This is a genomic window from Actinoplanes lobatus (genome assembly GCF_014205215.1).
Lineage (GTDB): Bacteria > Actinomycetota > Actinomycetes > Mycobacteriales > Micromonosporaceae > Actinoplanes > Actinoplanes lobatus.
The window spans coordinates 9,594,065-9,608,991 of record NZ_JACHNC010000001.1; the positions used below are offsets into that span (position 1 = coordinate 9,594,065).

Sequence of the window (14,927 nt, forward strand, 5' to 3'; positions counted from 1 at the left end):
GGCGCATGCAGACGACATTCGCGGTCGTGGCCGAGAGGCTGCGGAAACGGTATCGGGGCGGGCACGGGGCCACCGCGCTCGACGGATTCGATCTCCGGGTGCCCGCCGGGACGGTGTACGGCCTGCTCGGCCCGAACGGGGCGGGCAAGACCACGGCGGTGCGGGCGCTCACCACGCTGTTGCGGTTCGACGCCGGCCGGGCGGAGGTGGCCGGCGCCGACGTCGCCCGGGAGCCCGGGACGGTCCGTGAGCGGATCGCGCTGACCGGCCAGTACGCGGCCGTCGACGAGCTGCTCAGCGGGCGGCAGAACCTGGTGCTGTTCGGGCGGCTGCACCGGCTGAGCGGCCCGGCCGCGCGCCGCCGGGCCGACGAGCTGCTGGAGCGGTTCGGGCTGACCGAGGCGGCGGGCCGGTCGGCGAAGGACTACTCGGGCGGCATGCGGCGGCGGCTCGACCTGGCGACCAGCATGATCCGGCGGCCCCGGGTGCTGTTCCTGGACGAGCCGACCACCGGGCTCGACCCGCGCAGCCGCAACCAGGTGTGGGAGGCGGTACGCGGCCTGGTCGCCGACGGCACCACGGTGCTGCTGACCACGCAGTACCTGGACGAGGCCGATCAGCTGGCCGCCCGGATCGCGGTGGTGGACGCCGGCCGGGTGGTGGCCGAGGGCAGCCCGGACGAGCTGAAGGCGGCGATCGGCGCGGACCGGCTCGAGGTGGTGGTCCGGGACGCGGACCGGCTGGCCGAGGCGGCCGCCGCGGTGGCCCGGGCGGTGGGCGCCAGCCCGGACGCGGACCCCGATCAGCGGCGGCTGCGGGTGCCGGTCACCGACCGGGTGGGCGGTCTGACGGCGGCGGCCCGGGCTCTCCAGGACGCCGGGATCACCATCGCCGACCTGGGCGTCCACCGGCCGACGCTGGACGAGGTCTTCCTCAACCTGACCCGGACGGAGGCGCCGCGATGAGTGTGCGGACCGAGCGGAGCGGGGCGCTGGTGGACGGCTGGGTGATGACCGGGCGGTACCTGCGGCACGTGGTGCGGGCGCCGGAGGAGATCGTCATCTACTTCAGCCTGCCGATCATGTTCGTGCTGGTCTTCGGGTACGTCTTCGGCAGCGGGATGTCGGTGCCGGGCGGCGGCGGGTACCGCGAGTTCCTGATCCCGGGCGTGTTCGTGATGACGATGCTCTACGGGATCGGGGCGACGGCGACCGCGATCGCCGTGGACACCGGCCGGGGTGTGCTGGACCGGTTCCGGTCGATGCCGATGGCCCGGTCCGCGCTGATCACCGGCCGGGTGCTGGCCGACCTGGCCCGGGCGCTGCTGGAGACGGCGGTGCTGCTGGTGTGCGGGCTGCTGGTCGGCTGGCGCTGGCACCACGGGATCGGGCCGCTGGTGGCGTCGATCGGGCTGCTCCTGCTGCTGCGGCTGGCGCTGAGCTGCGCCGGGGTGGCGCTCGGGCTGGTCGCGCCGAACCCGGACACGGTGTCGATGATCGTGTTCCCGCTGGCCTTCCCGTTGAGCGCGGTGTCCAACGTGTTCGTGGCGCCGGAGATGATGCCGGACTGGCTGGGCGCGGTGTCCGAGTGGAACCCGATCTCGGCGACCACGGCCGCGATCCGTGAGCTGAACGGCAACCCTGGCCTGGGCGGCGAGACCTGGGCGGCCGACCACTCGATGCTGCTCGCGGTGGCCTGGCCGGTCGCGCTGATCGCGGTCTTCGGGCCGCTGTCGGTGCGCCTCTACCGGCGGCTGGGCCGCTGACCAGGGATCGGCCGCAGCGGACAAATAACGCAAAAGCACACGAAGACGCAACGACCTTGCGAAGATCATCTCTTAGGTGACGACAGCGGGGGTGGGTAGTTGCGGAACGAGGAGACGGGAGGCACACCTGTCATCAACCGGTGTGCCTCCCTCGACAGGACGACCGCCGACCGGCCCCTTCCCCGGCCGGCGCAGCGCGTCCCCCCGGACGCCCGCCTGATCCGCGCCGAACCCACCGGCACCGAGCCGATGCCGCTCGAACTGGTCCGCCGGGACGTCGCCGGCGACCGGCCCGGGGTGCCGCTCATGCTGCGGGTACGGGTCGTCGACGCGGTCACCGGGACACCGGTCGGCGGCGCGGTCCTGGACATCCGGCACCGCGACGCGACCGGTGACGGCGAGTTGCGCGGCGCGCAGGTGACCGGCGCCGAGGGGTACGCGGAGTTCCGTACCGTCCATCCGGGCCGCGAGGCGGGCGCGCCGGTGAGCATCCACGCCGAGGTCCATGTGGGCGGCTACCTGGCCGGAGGGCGGTCGGTGACGTACGCCGGCCCGCTCCTGGTCCCCGAGCAGATCGCCGGCCAGATCGACGGCCAGGTGGCGCCGCGGGCCGAGGATCCGCGCCCGGAGACCGGCGGGGTGCTGCACGTGGTGCCGCGGGACCGGTTCGATCTCAAGGCCGGACTTCTGGGCACCATCACCGTGGCGATCGGCGAATGACGCCCGGTAATGAACCGCCCGGCATGATATTTCGTGATCTTGACAGTGAAGGCCTTGCGCCGGACATGCTTTGGGGGGTTCTCTGCGGGCCTGAACGTTTCTAGGCTGACGCGACCACACTCAGCCAGGGGGTTGCGACGATGCAGGGCAGTGCGCGGAACGAGACCGTTCCCGGGTCGGCGAGCCTCAAGCGCCGCTGGACGCTGGTCGCCATCCAGGGCGGCACTCTGATCCCGCTGACCTACCTCTGGCTCGGCCCGGCCAGCGAGGCGGCCGCCGCCAGCCCCGAACCCGATCTGGCCGCCGGGATGGTCGGTCTCCTGCTGACCGTCTTCGGCCTGCCCTGGTCGGTCTTCGTCTGCCTGCTCGACAACCACTACGGCCTGTTCGACAGCCCGCTGCGCGACCTCTTCGTCATCGGCCCGGCGGTGTTCAACGTGGGCCTGACCGCCTTCGGCGTCTGGTGGACGAGCCGCCACCCGGCCGTCGAGCACGAGTGGGAGATCATCGAGGTCACCGACACCGACGACGTGGAGGTCGAGGTGGAGGCCGAGCCCCGGCCCCGACCGGCCTAGTTGCCGGTCTTGCCGGGGGCGTAGGCGTTGGCCGCCGTGAGGGTGAGGGTCGACCAGCGCATCGCGTCGAGGGAGAGCCCGGCCAGGTCGCCGGTGCCCCACTCGCCGTTCTCGTACGCCTGCACCGTGCTCAGCACCTGGCCCAGCCGGCCGGCGCCGTGGATGACCGCGTCGGCCACCTCGGCGCTCAGCGGCAACTGCTCGGCCATCGCGGCCGGGGTCGTCGCCATCACGCCGGCCATGCCGGTGACCAGCCCGGCCACGAAGGCGGCGCCCGGATCGGCACCGAAACGCGGGGCCAGGCTCTCACAGAGGCGGGCCTGGGCCAGGGCGGTGAGCAGCTGCTCCTCGGGGGCCTCGCCCACGTCGTCGACCACCATGAGGGTGGCCCAGCGGCGGATCCGGGTGAGTCCGACCATCATGATCGCCTGACGGACCGAGGAGATCCGGCTGACCACCCCGGCGGCCACCGAGTTGCTGACCCGCAGCACGCGCAGCGCCAGCGCCGGGTCGCTCGCGATGATCGTGGTGATCTTGTCGAGCGGCACGTCCGGTGACATGAGGGCGGCGACCAGTTCCAGCCGGCGCATCCGGGACGGGGAAAGACTGGGCGTGCTGAGCACCTGGGGACGGCTCAGCGCGTACCCCTGGCGCAGCTCCATGCCGTAATGGTCGGCGATCGCCACCTGGGCCTCGGTCTCCAGCCGTTCGGCGACGAGCTGGATCCCCGGATATTCGCGGCAGGCCGCGACGATCTCGTCGAGGCGGCTCAGGTCCCCGTCGAGGAGATCGAGTTTGACGTACGAGGCCAGGCCGAGCAGCTGCTCGTGACCGGAGCCCCAGACGAAGTCGTCGAGGGCGATCCGGTAACCGGCCTCGGAGAGGGCCGTCAGCCCGGCGATCACCTCGTCGTCGACGTCGACCGTCTCCAGCACCTCGAGCACCACCTGGTCGGGATCGAACGGCAACGGGAGCCGCCCGGTCACGAACTCGCGGGTGAGGTTGATGAAGCACGGCCGGTTGCCGACCACCTCGGCGATGCCGAACTCGGTGAACGTGTTCACCATGACGGCGCTGGTGGCGTACGTATCCTGCCGCCCCGATTCGACGGCATCCAGACGGCCACGGAACAGCAGCTCATACGCCACCACCGCGCCGGCCGCGTCAAAGATCGGCTGGCGGCCCACGTGTACCGCGTCCAACACCGGGATTCCCACGCCGGAGCAATCGGCACCCGGCGGCCGGACCTGATGAATCGCACCACGAAACAAAGACGAAACGGTGACTTCCACGGGTGGGGGCGCTCGTGCTGGGATGAGGCGGCCGTCACAATTCACCGGTAAGAAGGGTTCCACCGCATGCTCAACCTCTCCGTACTGCTGGAGGACAGCGCTCGCCACTACCCGGAGCGCACGGCTGTGGTGCTCGGCCCGCAGCGGCTGACCTACGCCCAGGTGGACGCCGCGGCCAGCCAGGTGGCGAACATGCTGGCCGCGCGGGGCGTGCAGCCCGGCGACAAGGTGGCGCTGACCTGCCCCAACCTGCCGTACTTCCCGATCGTCTACTACGGCATCCTCAAGGCCGGCGCGGTCGTGGTCCCGCTGAACGTGCTGCTCAAGGGCCGGGAGATCGCCTACCACCTGCGTGACTCGGGCGCCAAGGCGTACTTCTGCTTCCAGGGCACCCCGGAGCTGCCGATGGGCGCCGAGGGCTTCGCGGGCTTCACCGAGGCCGCGGACTGCGAGCAGTTCTTCCTGATCACCGCCGACCCGGCGGCCGCGTCGCCGATCGAGGGCGCCGAGACGATGGGCGCGGCGCTGGCCGGGCAGTCGCCGGCCTTCGAGACGGTGCTGCGCGACGAGACCGACGCCGCGGTGATCCTCTACACGAGCGGCACCACCGGCCAGGCCAAGGGCGCCGAACTGTCCCACTCGAACCTGGTGCTCAACGCGCTGACCTGCAACCGGCTCTTCGCCACCAAGCCGGGCACCGACACCCACCTGCTGGTCCTGCCGCTGTTCCACTCGTTCGGCTCGACGGTCAACATGAACGCCGGCTTCGCCACGGCGTCGACCCTGGTGCTGCTGCCCCGCTTCGAGGCGACGGCCGCCGTCCAGCTGCTCCAGTCGGAGAACGTGACGTTCTTCGCCGGCGTCCCGACCATGTACTGGGGCCTGCTCAACGCCCTGGACCAGACCGAGGGCGTCGACGTCGAGCGGATCGCCCGCAACATGCGGGTCGCCGTCTCCGGCGGCTCCAGCCTGCCCGTGGAGATCATCAAGGCGGTCAAGGAACGCTTCGGGGTGACCATCCTCGAGGGGTACGGGCTGTCCGAGACCTCCCCGGTGGCCACCTTCAGCGACCCGGACAGCGATCCGCGCCCCGGTTCGATCGGCATCCCGATCTGGGGTGTCGAGGTGAAGCTGATCGACGGCGACTGGAACACCATCGAGAACCCGGACGAGATCGGCGAGATCGCGATCCGCGGGCACAACATCTTCCGGGGCTACATCGGCCGGCCGGAGGCGACCGCCGAGGTGATGCGCAACGGCTGGTTCCGTACCGGTGACCTGGCCCGTCGCGACAAGGACGGCTTCTACTACATCGTCGACCGGGCCAAGGACATGATCATCCGGGGTGGCTTCAACGTCTACCCCCGGGAGATCGAGGAGGTGCTGATCACCCACGAGGCGGTCTCGCTGGCCGCGGTGATCGGGGTGCCGCACGAGAGCCACGGCGAGGAGGTCAAGGCGTTCGTGATCCTCAAGCCGGGGGCCGCCGTCACCGAGGAGGAGCTCGTCGCGTGGGGCAGGGAGCAGATGGCCTCCTACAAGTACCCGCGCGTCGTCAGAATCGTCGATGCGCTGCCCATGACCGCGACCGGCAAGCTGCTCAAACGTGAGCTCAGCTGAGCGTGATGGTCGAGCACGGCGCCCGGCGGCTCCCGCCGGGCGTCCTGCTTTCCTCCGGCCGCGCCCGGTCCGGCTCCCGGTTGCGCCCATGACGCACAGTGGAACTGCGGTTCCAACTGGGGAGAGGCTCGAAGCGTGACGATGGTTCAGGCGCCACCAAGGGCCGCGTTGCAGCACCTCACCGGGTTGCGGCACACCTCGCCCGGCCGCCTCCGGCTGCTGCTCGTCACCCTGCTCGTGCTCACCGCGCTGACCGGCCTGGTCGCCGGCGTGACCGCGAGCGCCGCCGCCACCGGCACCGCCGACCTGCGTGACCGGGCCCAGCCGCTGATGACCGAGGCGCAGACGGTCTACTCCTCGCTGGCCGACGCCGACACCACCGCGGCCCGCGCCTTCATCACCGGCGGCCTGGAGCCGGCCGTGCTGACCCGCCGTTACGAGGGCGACCTGGAGCAGGCCGCGGCCGCGCTCACCTCGGCCGCCCGCCGCGTCCCCGCCGACGGCCGGGCCGGTGAGGCCATCCAGCGAATCGCCGCCGGGCTCACCCGCTACACCGCGCTCGTCGCCTCGGCCCGCACGCTGAACCGGCAGGGAAAGCCGGTCGGCGCCGCCTACCTGTCCACCGCCTCCCAGCTGAACCGGGAGACCCTGCAACCGCAGGCGCAGCTGCTCTTCCAGGAGGCGCGCCGCGCGGCCGACACCGGGTACGACGACGCCGAGGCCTCCTGGTGGCTCATGCTGCTGGTGGTGCTGTTCGTCGGGCTCACGGTGGCGCTCGTGTGGACCCAGATCTACCTGAGCCGCAGCACGAACCGGGTGTTCAACGTCCCCCTGCTGGCCGCCTCCGGGGTCGCCGTGCTCCTGATGATCGGCTGCGTCGTGGTCTTCGGCCACCAGCGCGGGCAGCTGACCGCCGCCGACCGGGACGGGTCGGCGCCGCTGGAGGTCCTCGCCGAGAAGCGGATCCTGGTGCTGCGGGAGCGGGCCGACGAGGCGCTCACCCTCGCGGCGCGGGCCGGGCACGGGCCGCTCGAGGAGGAGTTCCGCCAGCTGAGCGAGCGGGTCACCTTCGACGACCCGCAGCTGGACGACATGCCGGCGCTGATGGACGAGGCCGCCGACCTGCACGGCGAGTTCCTGACGGCACACCGGCAGGTCCGCTCGCTGGACGACGGCGGCGACTACGAGGGCGCCGTGGAACTCGCCGCCTCGGACGGCATGGCACAGACCTTCGACCGGCTCACCGCCACCCTCGACCGGGCCATGGACGACCGGCGGGCCGCCTTCGGCTCCCGCAGCGAGGCCGCGGGGTCCGGGCTGGGCGCGCTCATCGTGCTGGGCCCGCTGCTCGCGCTGGTGATCGGCGTGCTCGCCACGATCGGCCTGCGGGCCCGGCTGGAGGAGTACCGCTGATGCGCGCTCTCGCTGTCGTCGCCGCCCTCACCCTGCTCGCCGCCGGCTGCACCCCCGCTCCCCCGCCGCCGGCGGCCGCGCCCGGCCCGTCGCCCACACCGTCCGCCACCGGCTCGGCGACAGCGGCGCCGGAGTGCGAGCCGCGCAAGAGCTGGCGCCCCACCCGGGGCCTGGAGATCCCGGCCGGCAGCCGGATGGCGGAGATCCGCGCACGCGGCCACCTGATCCTCGGCACCAGCCAGGACACCCTGCTGTTCAGCTCGCGCGACCCGTTCACCGGCGCCATCGAGGGCTTCGACGTCGACATGGCGCGGGAGATCTCCCGGGCCATCTTCGGCAGCCCGGACAAGGTGCGGATCCTGGTGATCCCCCGCTCCCGGCGGGTGGACGCGGTCGCCACCGGCCAGGTCGACATGGCCATCAACACCATGACCACCAACTGCGCCCGCTGGCAGCGGGTCGACTTCTCCACCGTCTACTACGAGGCCGGGCAGAAGGTGCTGGTCGGCAAGGACTCGACGGTGACCCGGATCCAGGACCTCGGCGGCCGCCCGGTGTGCGCGGCCAGCGGCTCCACCTCACTGGAGAACCTGGCGAAGATCGACCCGAAACCCGAGGCGGTGGCCCGCCGCGACTTCGGTGAGTGCCTCGTGGCGTTCCAGCAGAACGAGGTGGAGGCGATCTCCACCGACGACACCATCCTGGCCGGGCTGGCCGCCCAGGACCCGTACGCCAAGGTGGTCGGCGATGCCTTCACCCAGGAGCCGTACGCGATCGCGATCAGCCGGACCCACCGCGACCTGACCGAGTTCGTCAACGCGGTCCTGGAGCGGATGCGTGCCGACGGCACCTGGAAGGCCCTGTACGACAAATGGCTGCACGACAGCGGCCCGGCGCCGGCCCCACCCGTGGCGGAGTACCGATGAGCGAGCTTGCGAGCGAATCATCGGGCTCAGTCATCAACTCATTGCGACGCCGGAGCGCAGCGGAGGTGGCGCAATGAGCCTGGGAGGCTCGCTCGCGGCCGACACCGAACTGGAGCGGCTGGAGAAGGCGGTGGCCGCCATCTCCGCCAACCTGGTCGAGCTGGACCAGAACCCGGACCGCCAGGAGCTCGGCCGGACCCGCCTGACCGGCCGCACCGCGGCCGCCTGGTCCGACGCCGGCGAGGCCCTGGCCCAGCTGTGGCAGGGCCACCGGCTGCTCGGCGACGTGATCACCCGGGCCCGGGCGCTGCGCGGGCACGGCGACCGCGCGCTGAAGCGGATGAGCGACGCCGACCGGGCCGCCTACCAGCACGAGGTGCTGGGCCATTCGATCACCCTGGCCACCGCCACGGTGCCGCTGGCCCAGCGCGGGCTGCTCGGCTCCGGGCAGGTCAGCACCACCTGCACCCCGGCCGAGCTGCTCGCCGGGATGGAGGCGGCGTTCACCACCGCGGTCGCCGTGGTGACCGCGGCCGGGGACGCCTGGCGCCGGGCCGTGCCGGCCGCCGCCGACGCCGCGGCAGCGCTGTCCCGGGCCCGCTCGCTCACCCGGCAGGCCGGCGCCGGCACGCTGGCGGCCGAGGCGGAGCGTCTGCTCGACGAGGCCGACCGGCTGCTCGGTGACATCACCGGCACGCTGGCCTCGGACCCGCTGGGCACGAACACCGCCGGCCTGGACCGGGTGCGTGCCCTGATCGCCCGGGCCGACGCCGAGCGGACCTCGGCCACCGAGCTGCGGGAGTCGCTGACCCAGCGGCTGCGCGACGCCCGGGGGCTCGCCGCCGAGGTGGACGCGGCGTCCCGGGACGCCGCCGCGGCCCGCGACGCGGTGGCCGGGCGGTTCCCGGAGCACCGGGTCGCCACGGTCCGCGGCGACAGCCTGCTGCCCGACCTGGTCGCGATCGAGGCGCTCGCCGCGGCCGGGCACTGGGCGCTGATCAGCCCCCGGCTGTCGGCCTGGGCCCGGCAGGCCCGGCAGCGGCTGGCCGACCTGCGCGACGCCCTGGCCCGTAACACCGGCCTGCTGGCCGAGCGCAACGAGCTGCGCGGGCGGTTCGACGCGTACCGGGCGAAGGCGCTGAGCCGCGGGCTCGGCGAGGACCCCGGGCTCGGCCCGCTCGCCGGGACCGCCCGTGACGCCCTCTTCTCCGCGCCGTGTGACCTGACGGCGGCGCGGGCCGCCGTCGACGCGTACCAGGACGCGCTCTCCGCCACCATCGCCGCCAGGGAGGCACGATGACCAGCTGCCGGCGGGACAACTGTCCCGGAACGATCGAGGACGGCTACTGCGACACGTGCGGGCTCGCGCCCGTCACCACGCCCGCTCCCGCTCCTGCTCCCGTGCCCACTGTCGTGCCCGCTGTCGTGGCCGGCCACTGCAACCGGGACGGATGCGACGGGACGATCGACGACGGCTACTGCGACACCTGCGGGCTGGCCCCGGTCACGGTGCCCGCGCCCCGGACGGCGACCGCCGCGTCGGCCCGCGCGAGCAGCGCGCTGTCCTCCCGGACCCGGGGCAGCGGCCGCACCACCAGCTCCCGCACCGGCTCGGCCCGCCGCTTCGGCGGCGGCCTGGTCACCATCGAGCCGGTCCGCACCGCCGACCCGTCGACCGCCGTGATGACCGTCGCCGAGGTGCCGGAGTCCAAACGGTTCTGCGCGAAGTGCGGCAACCCGGTGGGCCGGGCCCGGGGCGAGCGGGTCGCCCGCCCGTCCGGCTTCTGCCCGTCCTGCGGCGAGGGGTTCAACTTCACCCCCAAGCTGAGCAAGGGCGACCTGGTCGCCGGCCAGTACGAGGTGGTCGGCCCGCTCGCGCACGGCGGCCTGGGCTGGGTCTACCTGGCCGTCGACAGGAACGTGTCGGACCGGTGGGTGGTCCTCAAGGGCCTGCTCAACTCCGGCGACGAGGACGCGCTGGCCGCCGCCGTGGCGGAGCGGCGCTTCCTGGCCGAGGTCGAGCACCCGAACATCGTGAAGATCTACAACTTCGTCGAGTTCGACGGCTCCGGCTACATCGTGATGGAGTTCGTCGGAGGCAAGTCGCTCAAGGACCTGCTCAAGGAGCGCCGGGCCGACGGGGCGGCGACCCCGCTGCCGGTGGATCAGGCGCTGGCCTACGTCCTGGAGATCATGCCGGCGTTCGGGTACCTGCACGACCGCGGCCTGATCTTCTGCGACTTCAAGCCGGACAACGTGATCCAGTCCGGCGACCAGATGCGGCTGATCGACCTCGGCGGCGTGGTGCACGTCGACGACGAGGAGGCGGCGATCTACGGCACCGCCGGCTACCAGGCGCCGGAGATGGCCACCGACGGGCCGTCGCCGCAGTCCGACCTCTACACCATCGGCCGCACCCTCGCGGTGCTGACCACCGACTTCCGCGGCTACCAGAGCACCTTCAAGGACAGCCTGCCGGACCGGGGCGAGTTCGAGGTGTACCGGCGGCACGAGTCGTTCTACCGGCTGCTGGTACGGGCCACCCGTACCGACGCCGACGAGCGGTTCGCCGACGCGGCCGAGATGTCCGAGCAGATGCTGGGGGTGCTGCGGCAGGTCCTCGCCACCGACGGGACCCCGCGGCCGGCGGTGTCCCGCTACTTCACCGGGGAGCTGCGCACCGACCTGCGCGACGAGAAGGCCCGCTGGCAGGACCTGCCCGTCCCGCTGATCGACCTGAGCGACCCGGCCGCCGGCTTCCTCGCCTCGATCACCGCGGCCGACCCGAAGACCGTGCTCGCCCAGCTGCGGACCGCCCCGGAGGACACCGTCGAGGTGCGACTGCGGACCCTGCGTGAGCTGATCGTGCAGGGCGACACCGCGGCCGCCGAGATGGTCCGCGACTCGCTGGAACCGGACTGGCGGGTCGACTGGTACGACGGGATCCTGGCGCTGTCCACCGGCGACCCGGCGCGGGCCCGGCAGCGGTTCGACGCGGTCTGGTCGGCGCTGCCCGGGGAGCCGGCGCCGCAGCTGGCCCTCGGGGTCACCGCCGAGCTGGCCGGCGACCCGGCAGGAGCCTGCGGGTACTACGACGTGGTCAGCCGCACCGACCCGGCGTACACGGCGGCGGCCGCGGGGCTGGCCCGGTGCCGGCTCGCGAACGGCGACCGGGCCGGGGCCGTGGAGGCGTACGGGCGGGTCCCCGGCACCTCGTCGGCGTACCCCAGCTCGCAGATCGGCGCGATCCGGGCGCTCGTCCGCTCGCACCGGACCGCGACGGTCGATGTGGACTCGCTGGCCACCGCGGCCGGGCTGATCTCCCGGCTCGAGGTGGAGGCGGCCCAGCTGGCGTCGCTGCGGGCCGAGTTGCTGGAGCAGGTGCTGCGCACCATGGACGGCGGCACCCGGCTCACCGGCACGGTGCTGACCACGGTGATCGGCGGGACCCCGGCGGAGAAGGATCCGGAACGGGACGTACGGTTCGCGCTGGAGTCGGCGTACCGGGAGATGGCCCGGGCCACGCACGGCGCGGAGAAGATCCGCCTGGTCGACCTGGCGAACGCGGTCCGGCCGCGTACGCGTACTTGAAAGGGCGGAAATGACGCTGACCACCGACTGCACCTCGTGCGCCGACGAGCGCACCGCCGGCGCGAGCTTCTGTGAGGTGTGCGGTCGCCGGCTCACCGAAACGGCGGAGCCGCCCTCGGCCCGGGAGGACTGCTCGCACTGCGGGGCTGCGGGCGCCGTGGACGACGACGGGTACTGCGAGGAGTGCGGCATGCAGGCCGGCCGATCCCGCGACCATCTGGAAGCCGACGGCGGCGCGACCGGCGCCGCGGTGAGCGACCGGGGCCGCCGCCACCACCGCAACGAGGACGCCATGTGGCTGGCCGTCGGGGCGGAGGCCGCCGACGTGGTGGTCTCCGACGGCGTGTCGGCGTCGTTCGACCCGGACGCCGCCTCGGACATCGCGGTCCGCGCGGCCGGTGAGCTGCTGGCCGCCGCCCGCCACCCGGACGAGCAGCCGGCGCCCGGCAACCCGGACGAGACGGTGGACCTGGACCGCCCGCAGGGCGCGGTGGGGCTGGCCGGCGCGGTGGCGCACGCCATCGCCGGGGCCGCCGCCGCGGTGGCGTCGCTGGCGCACACCGGCGACCCGCGCCGGGCCGCCGCGAACCCGGCCTGCACGATCGTGGCCGCCGCGGTCCGCGGGCCGCACGTCGGGTACGGCTGGGTCGGCGACAGCCGGGTCTACTGGCTGGGCCCGGACGGCCCGGCCGAGCAGCTCACCGAGGACGACTCGTGGGCCGCGCACGTGATCGCCCTGGGCGCCGACCCGGTGACCGCCATGAACGATCCGAAGGCGCACGCCATCACCGCGTGGCTGGGCGCGGACGCCGGGCCGGTGGCTCCGCGGGTGCGCTCGTTCACCGCCACCGAGCCGGGCCATCTGATCCTGTGCAGCGACGGACTGTGGAACTACCTGCCCGACCCGGCCGAGTTCGGCACCGTGATCCGGGAGGCGCTGGCCGCCGCTCCCGGCCCGCTGGACGCCGCCCGGACACTCGTCGCCTACGCGAACGCGGCCGGCGGCGCGGACAACATCACGGTCGCCCTGGTGCCGGTGCATCCAGTGCCCGAGACCGAACCGAAGACGACGGAACTGTCCACCACCAGCGAGGATTGAGGAGACACGCGTGTCGTACACCGCTGAGGCGTTCCAGAACGAGTACCTCGCCCTGGGTGCGAGCGAGGTCAACGCGATCGTGACGATCACGTCGACCGGGAGCGAGGGCGGGCGCCGCACGGCCGGCGCCACCGAGATCATCATCGTGGACGCGTCCGGGTCGATGCAGGCCGAGGGCCGGATCGGCGCGGCCCGGCAGGCCGCGAAGGCGGCCGTCGAGTGCATCGACGACGGCGTGAACTTCGCCATCATCGCCGGCGTCAGCACCGCCCAGCAGCTGTTCCCGGACCCGGGGCAGCTGGCGGTCTCCTCGCCGCAGACCCGCGCCGACGCGGCCCGGGCGATCGACCGGCTCCAGGCCAACGGCGGCACCGCGATGGGCGCCTGGCTGCTGTTGGCCGCCCAGCTGTTCGCCCAGCGGCCGGGCGACATCAAGCACGCCATCCTGCTGACCGACGGCGACAACGGTGAGCGGTCCGGCTACCTGGAGACGGTGCTGGACCAGATCAAGGAGCAGTTCGTCTGCGACTGCCGGGGCGTCGGCGCCAACTGGAAGGTCGCCGAGCTCCGCAAGATCGCCGACCGGATGCTCGGGACCGTGGACATCGTGGCCAGGCCGACCGAGCTGACCGCCTCGTTCCAGCAGATGATCACCGCGGCGATGGGCAAGACCAGCGCCGACGTCCAGCTCAAGGTGATCACCCCGGTGACCAGCAAGATCCGCTTCGTGAAGCAGGTCGAGCCGCGGGTGGCCGACCTGACCGGCAAGCGGGTCGAGGACGGGCGGGCGGGCCGTTACCCGCTCGGCTCCTGGGGGCAGGAGAGCCGCGACTACCACCTCTGCTTCGACGTCACGCCGGGCAACGTCGGCGACAACATGATGGCCGGGCGGGTGCAGATCCTCGAGGGCGACACGGTGCTCACGACCGTACTGGTCAAGGCGACCTGGACCGAGGACACCGCGCTCTCCACCAAGATCAACCGGCAGGTCGCCCACTACACCGGGCAGGCCGAGCTGGCCGAGGTGATCCAGGAGGGGCTGACCGCGCACAAGGCCGGTGACGACCGGACCGCCACCATCAAGTTCGGCCGGGCCGCCCAGCTCGCCCGGGCCAGCGGCAACACCGCCACCGAGGAGCTGCTGTCCAAGGTGGTGGAGATCGAGGACGCGGTCACCGGCACGGTCCGGCTCAAGCGCCGGGTGGCGGCCGAGGACGAGATGGCCCTGGACACCCGCTCCACCAAGACGGTCCGGGTGGGCCGCGGCCAGTGAGCGTCTACACCTGCCCGAACGGTCACGCGTCCACCGAGGACGATTTCTGCGACACGTGCGGTTCCCCGATTCAGGGCGCCGCCCCGGCGGCCGTGGCGACCCCGGTGGCGGCCGCGCCGGCCGCGCCGGCCGCGCCGGGCGGGGACTGCCCGAGTTGCCGGGCGCCCCGGGGGCCGGGCCGGTTCTGCGAGGACTGCGGCTACGACTACACCACCGGGCGGGTCCCGCAGCTCGGCACGCCCACCCCGGCGGCGCCGGCCGGCGAGTGGACCGCCACGGTCTTCGCCGACCCGGACTACTTCGCCGACAACGACATCGAGGGCGTCGAGTTCCCGGCGGGCGCGCCCCGGCGTACCGTCCGGCTGGCCCCGCCGCAGGTGCGGATCGGCCGGCACAGCTCCTCGAAGGGCACCGCCCCGGAGATCGACCTGGCGCAGGCGCCCGCCGACCCGGGGGCGTCGCACAACCACGCGCTGCTCACCTTCTCGGTGGACGGCACGTGGCTGGTCTCCGATCTCGGCTCGACCAACGGCACCTACCTCAACGGGGAGGCCCAGCCGCTGGACCCGGGCCAGACCCGGACCCTGAAGGACGGCGACCAGGTGCACGTCGGCGCCTGGACGACGATCACCCTGCACGCGCCGTGACGACCG

The 14,927-nt window shown here is 73.0% G+C and carries 13 protein-coding genes; 12 read left to right on the forward strand and 1 reads right to left on the reverse strand.

Going from position 1 to position 14,927, the window contains the following annotated elements; translation table 11 throughout:
* The first annotated feature begins 5 nt into the window (after positions 1 to 5).
* The 4 genes from BJ964_RS43615 to BJ964_RS43630 all read left to right on the forward strand — a co-directional run bounded on the left by BJ964_RS43615 (position 6) and on the right by BJ964_RS43630 (position 3,060).
* Complete coding sequence (locus tag BJ964_RS43615) at positions 6 to 965, forward strand: ATP-binding cassette domain-containing protein (protein ID WP_188126131.1); 960 nt, start codon at positions 6 to 8, stop codon at positions 963 to 965.
* The gene (locus tag BJ964_RS43620) at positions 962 to 1,765 is read left to right on the forward strand and encodes an ABC transporter permease (protein WP_229806816.1); all 804 of its coding nucleotides are present in this window, start codon (positions 962 to 964) and stop codon (positions 1,763 to 1,765) included. Before BJ964_RS43615 ends, BJ964_RS43620 begins: the two co-directional genes overlap by 4 nt.
* A gap of 99 nt (positions 1,766 to 1,864) precedes the next feature.
* On the forward strand, positions 1,865 to 2,485 hold the full coding sequence (locus BJ964_RS43625; RefSeq protein WP_188126132.1) for a peptidase associated/transthyretin-like domain-containing protein: 621 nt from the start codon (positions 1,865 to 1,867) through the stop codon (positions 2,483 to 2,485).
* 140 nt (positions 2,486 to 2,625) lie between these two features.
* Positions 2,626 to 3,060: a hypothetical protein gene (locus BJ964_RS43630; RefSeq protein ID WP_188126133.1), complete on the forward strand. Its 435-nt coding sequence runs from the start codon at positions 2,626 to 2,628 to the stop codon at positions 3,058 to 3,060.
* Here BJ964_RS43630 and BJ964_RS43635 read toward each other — a convergent pair.
* Positions 3,057 to 4,265: an EAL and HDOD domain-containing protein gene (locus BJ964_RS43635; RefSeq protein WP_229806817.1), complete on the reverse strand. Its 1,209-nt coding sequence runs from the start codon at positions 4,263 to 4,265 to the stop codon at positions 3,057 to 3,059. The two genes, BJ964_RS43630 and BJ964_RS43635, sit on opposite strands and share 4 nt — an antisense overlap.
* A 153-nt stretch (positions 4,266 to 4,418) precedes the next feature.
* Here BJ964_RS43635 and BJ964_RS43640 point away from each other — a divergent pair, with 153 nt between their 5' ends.
* The 8 genes from BJ964_RS43640 to BJ964_RS49415 all read left to right on the forward strand — a co-directional run bounded on the left by BJ964_RS43640 (position 4,419) and on the right by BJ964_RS49415 (position 14,921).
* Complete coding sequence (locus BJ964_RS43640; protein ID WP_188126135.1) at positions 4,419 to 5,972, forward strand: long-chain-fatty-acid--CoA ligase; 1,554 nt, start codon at positions 4,419 to 4,421, stop codon at positions 5,970 to 5,972.
* A gap of 141 nt (positions 5,973 to 6,113) precedes the next feature.
* Complete coding sequence (locus tag BJ964_RS43645) at positions 6,114 to 7,385, forward strand: hypothetical protein (protein WP_229806825.1); 1,272 nt, start codon at positions 6,114 to 6,116, stop codon at positions 7,383 to 7,385.
* On the forward strand, positions 7,385 to 8,311 hold the full coding sequence (locus tag BJ964_RS43650) for a glutamate ABC transporter substrate-binding protein (RefSeq protein WP_188126136.1): 927 nt from the start codon (positions 7,385 to 7,387) through the stop codon (positions 8,309 to 8,311). Before BJ964_RS43645 ends, BJ964_RS43650 begins: the two co-directional genes overlap by 1 nt.
* Before the next feature lie 73 nt (positions 8,312 to 8,384).
* A complete protein-coding gene (locus tag BJ964_RS43655) occupies positions 8,385 to 9,611 on the forward strand; it encodes a hypothetical protein (RefSeq protein ID WP_188126137.1) in 1,227 nt (408 codons plus the stop codon).
* Positions 9,608 to 11,902 carry a serine/threonine-protein kinase gene (locus tag BJ964_RS43660; RefSeq protein ID WP_188126138.1) on the forward strand — a complete coding sequence of 765 codons (2,295 nt, stop codon included), beginning with the start codon at positions 9,608 to 9,610 and terminating at the stop codon, positions 11,900 to 11,902. Before BJ964_RS43655 ends, BJ964_RS43660 begins: the two co-directional genes overlap by 4 nt.
* A gap of 10 nt (positions 11,903 to 11,912) precedes the next feature.
* Positions 11,913 to 13,001 (forward strand): PP2C family serine/threonine-protein phosphatase, encoded by a 1,089-nt coding sequence (locus tag BJ964_RS43665; RefSeq protein ID WP_188126139.1) that lies wholly within the window; start codon positions 11,913 to 11,915, stop codon positions 12,999 to 13,001.
* Positions 13,002 to 13,011: 10 nt separating this feature from the next.
* Entirely contained in the window at positions 13,012 to 14,274 is a 1,263-nt protein-coding gene (locus BJ964_RS43670; RefSeq protein ID WP_188126140.1) for a vWA domain-containing protein, read from the forward strand.
* Positions 14,271 to 14,921: an FHA domain-containing protein gene (locus BJ964_RS49415; RefSeq protein ID WP_188126141.1), complete on the forward strand. Its 651-nt coding sequence runs from the start codon at positions 14,271 to 14,273 to the stop codon at positions 14,919 to 14,921. Before BJ964_RS43670 ends, BJ964_RS49415 begins: the two co-directional genes overlap by 4 nt.
* Positions 14,922 to 14,927: the final 6 nt, after the last annotated feature.

Excerpts from the sequence above, each read along its gene's own strand:
- BJ964_RS43615 (WP_188126131.1), top strand. The coding sequence starts at position 6 with ATGCAGACGACATTCGCGGTCGTGGCCGAGAGGCTGCGGAAACGGTAT.
- BJ964_RS43620 (WP_229806816.1), top strand. The coding sequence starts at position 962 with ATGAGTGTGCGGACCGAGCGGAGCGGGGCGCTGGTGGACGGCTGGGTG.
- BJ964_RS43630 (WP_188126133.1), top strand. The coding sequence starts at position 2,626 with ATGCAGGGCAGTGCGCGGAACGAGACCGTTCCCGGGTCGGCGAGCCTC.
- BJ964_RS43640 (WP_188126135.1), top strand. The coding sequence starts at position 4,419 with ATGCTCAACCTCTCCGTACTGCTGGAGGACAGCGCTCGCCACTACCCG.
- BJ964_RS43645 (WP_229806825.1), top strand. The coding sequence starts at position 6,114 with ATGGTTCAGGCGCCACCAAGGGCCGCGTTGCAGCACCTCACCGGGTTG.
- BJ964_RS43650 (WP_188126136.1), top strand. The coding sequence starts at position 7,385 with ATGCGCGCTCTCGCTGTCGTCGCCGCCCTCACCCTGCTCGCCGCCGGC.
- BJ964_RS43655 (WP_188126137.1), top strand. The coding sequence starts at position 8,385 with ATGAGCCTGGGAGGCTCGCTCGCGGCCGACACCGAACTGGAGCGGCTG.
- BJ964_RS43660 (WP_188126138.1), top strand. The coding sequence starts at position 9,608 with ATGACCAGCTGCCGGCGGGACAACTGTCCCGGAACGATCGAGGACGGC.
- BJ964_RS43665 (WP_188126139.1), top strand. The coding sequence starts at position 11,913 with ATGACGCTGACCACCGACTGCACCTCGTGCGCCGACGAGCGCACCGCC.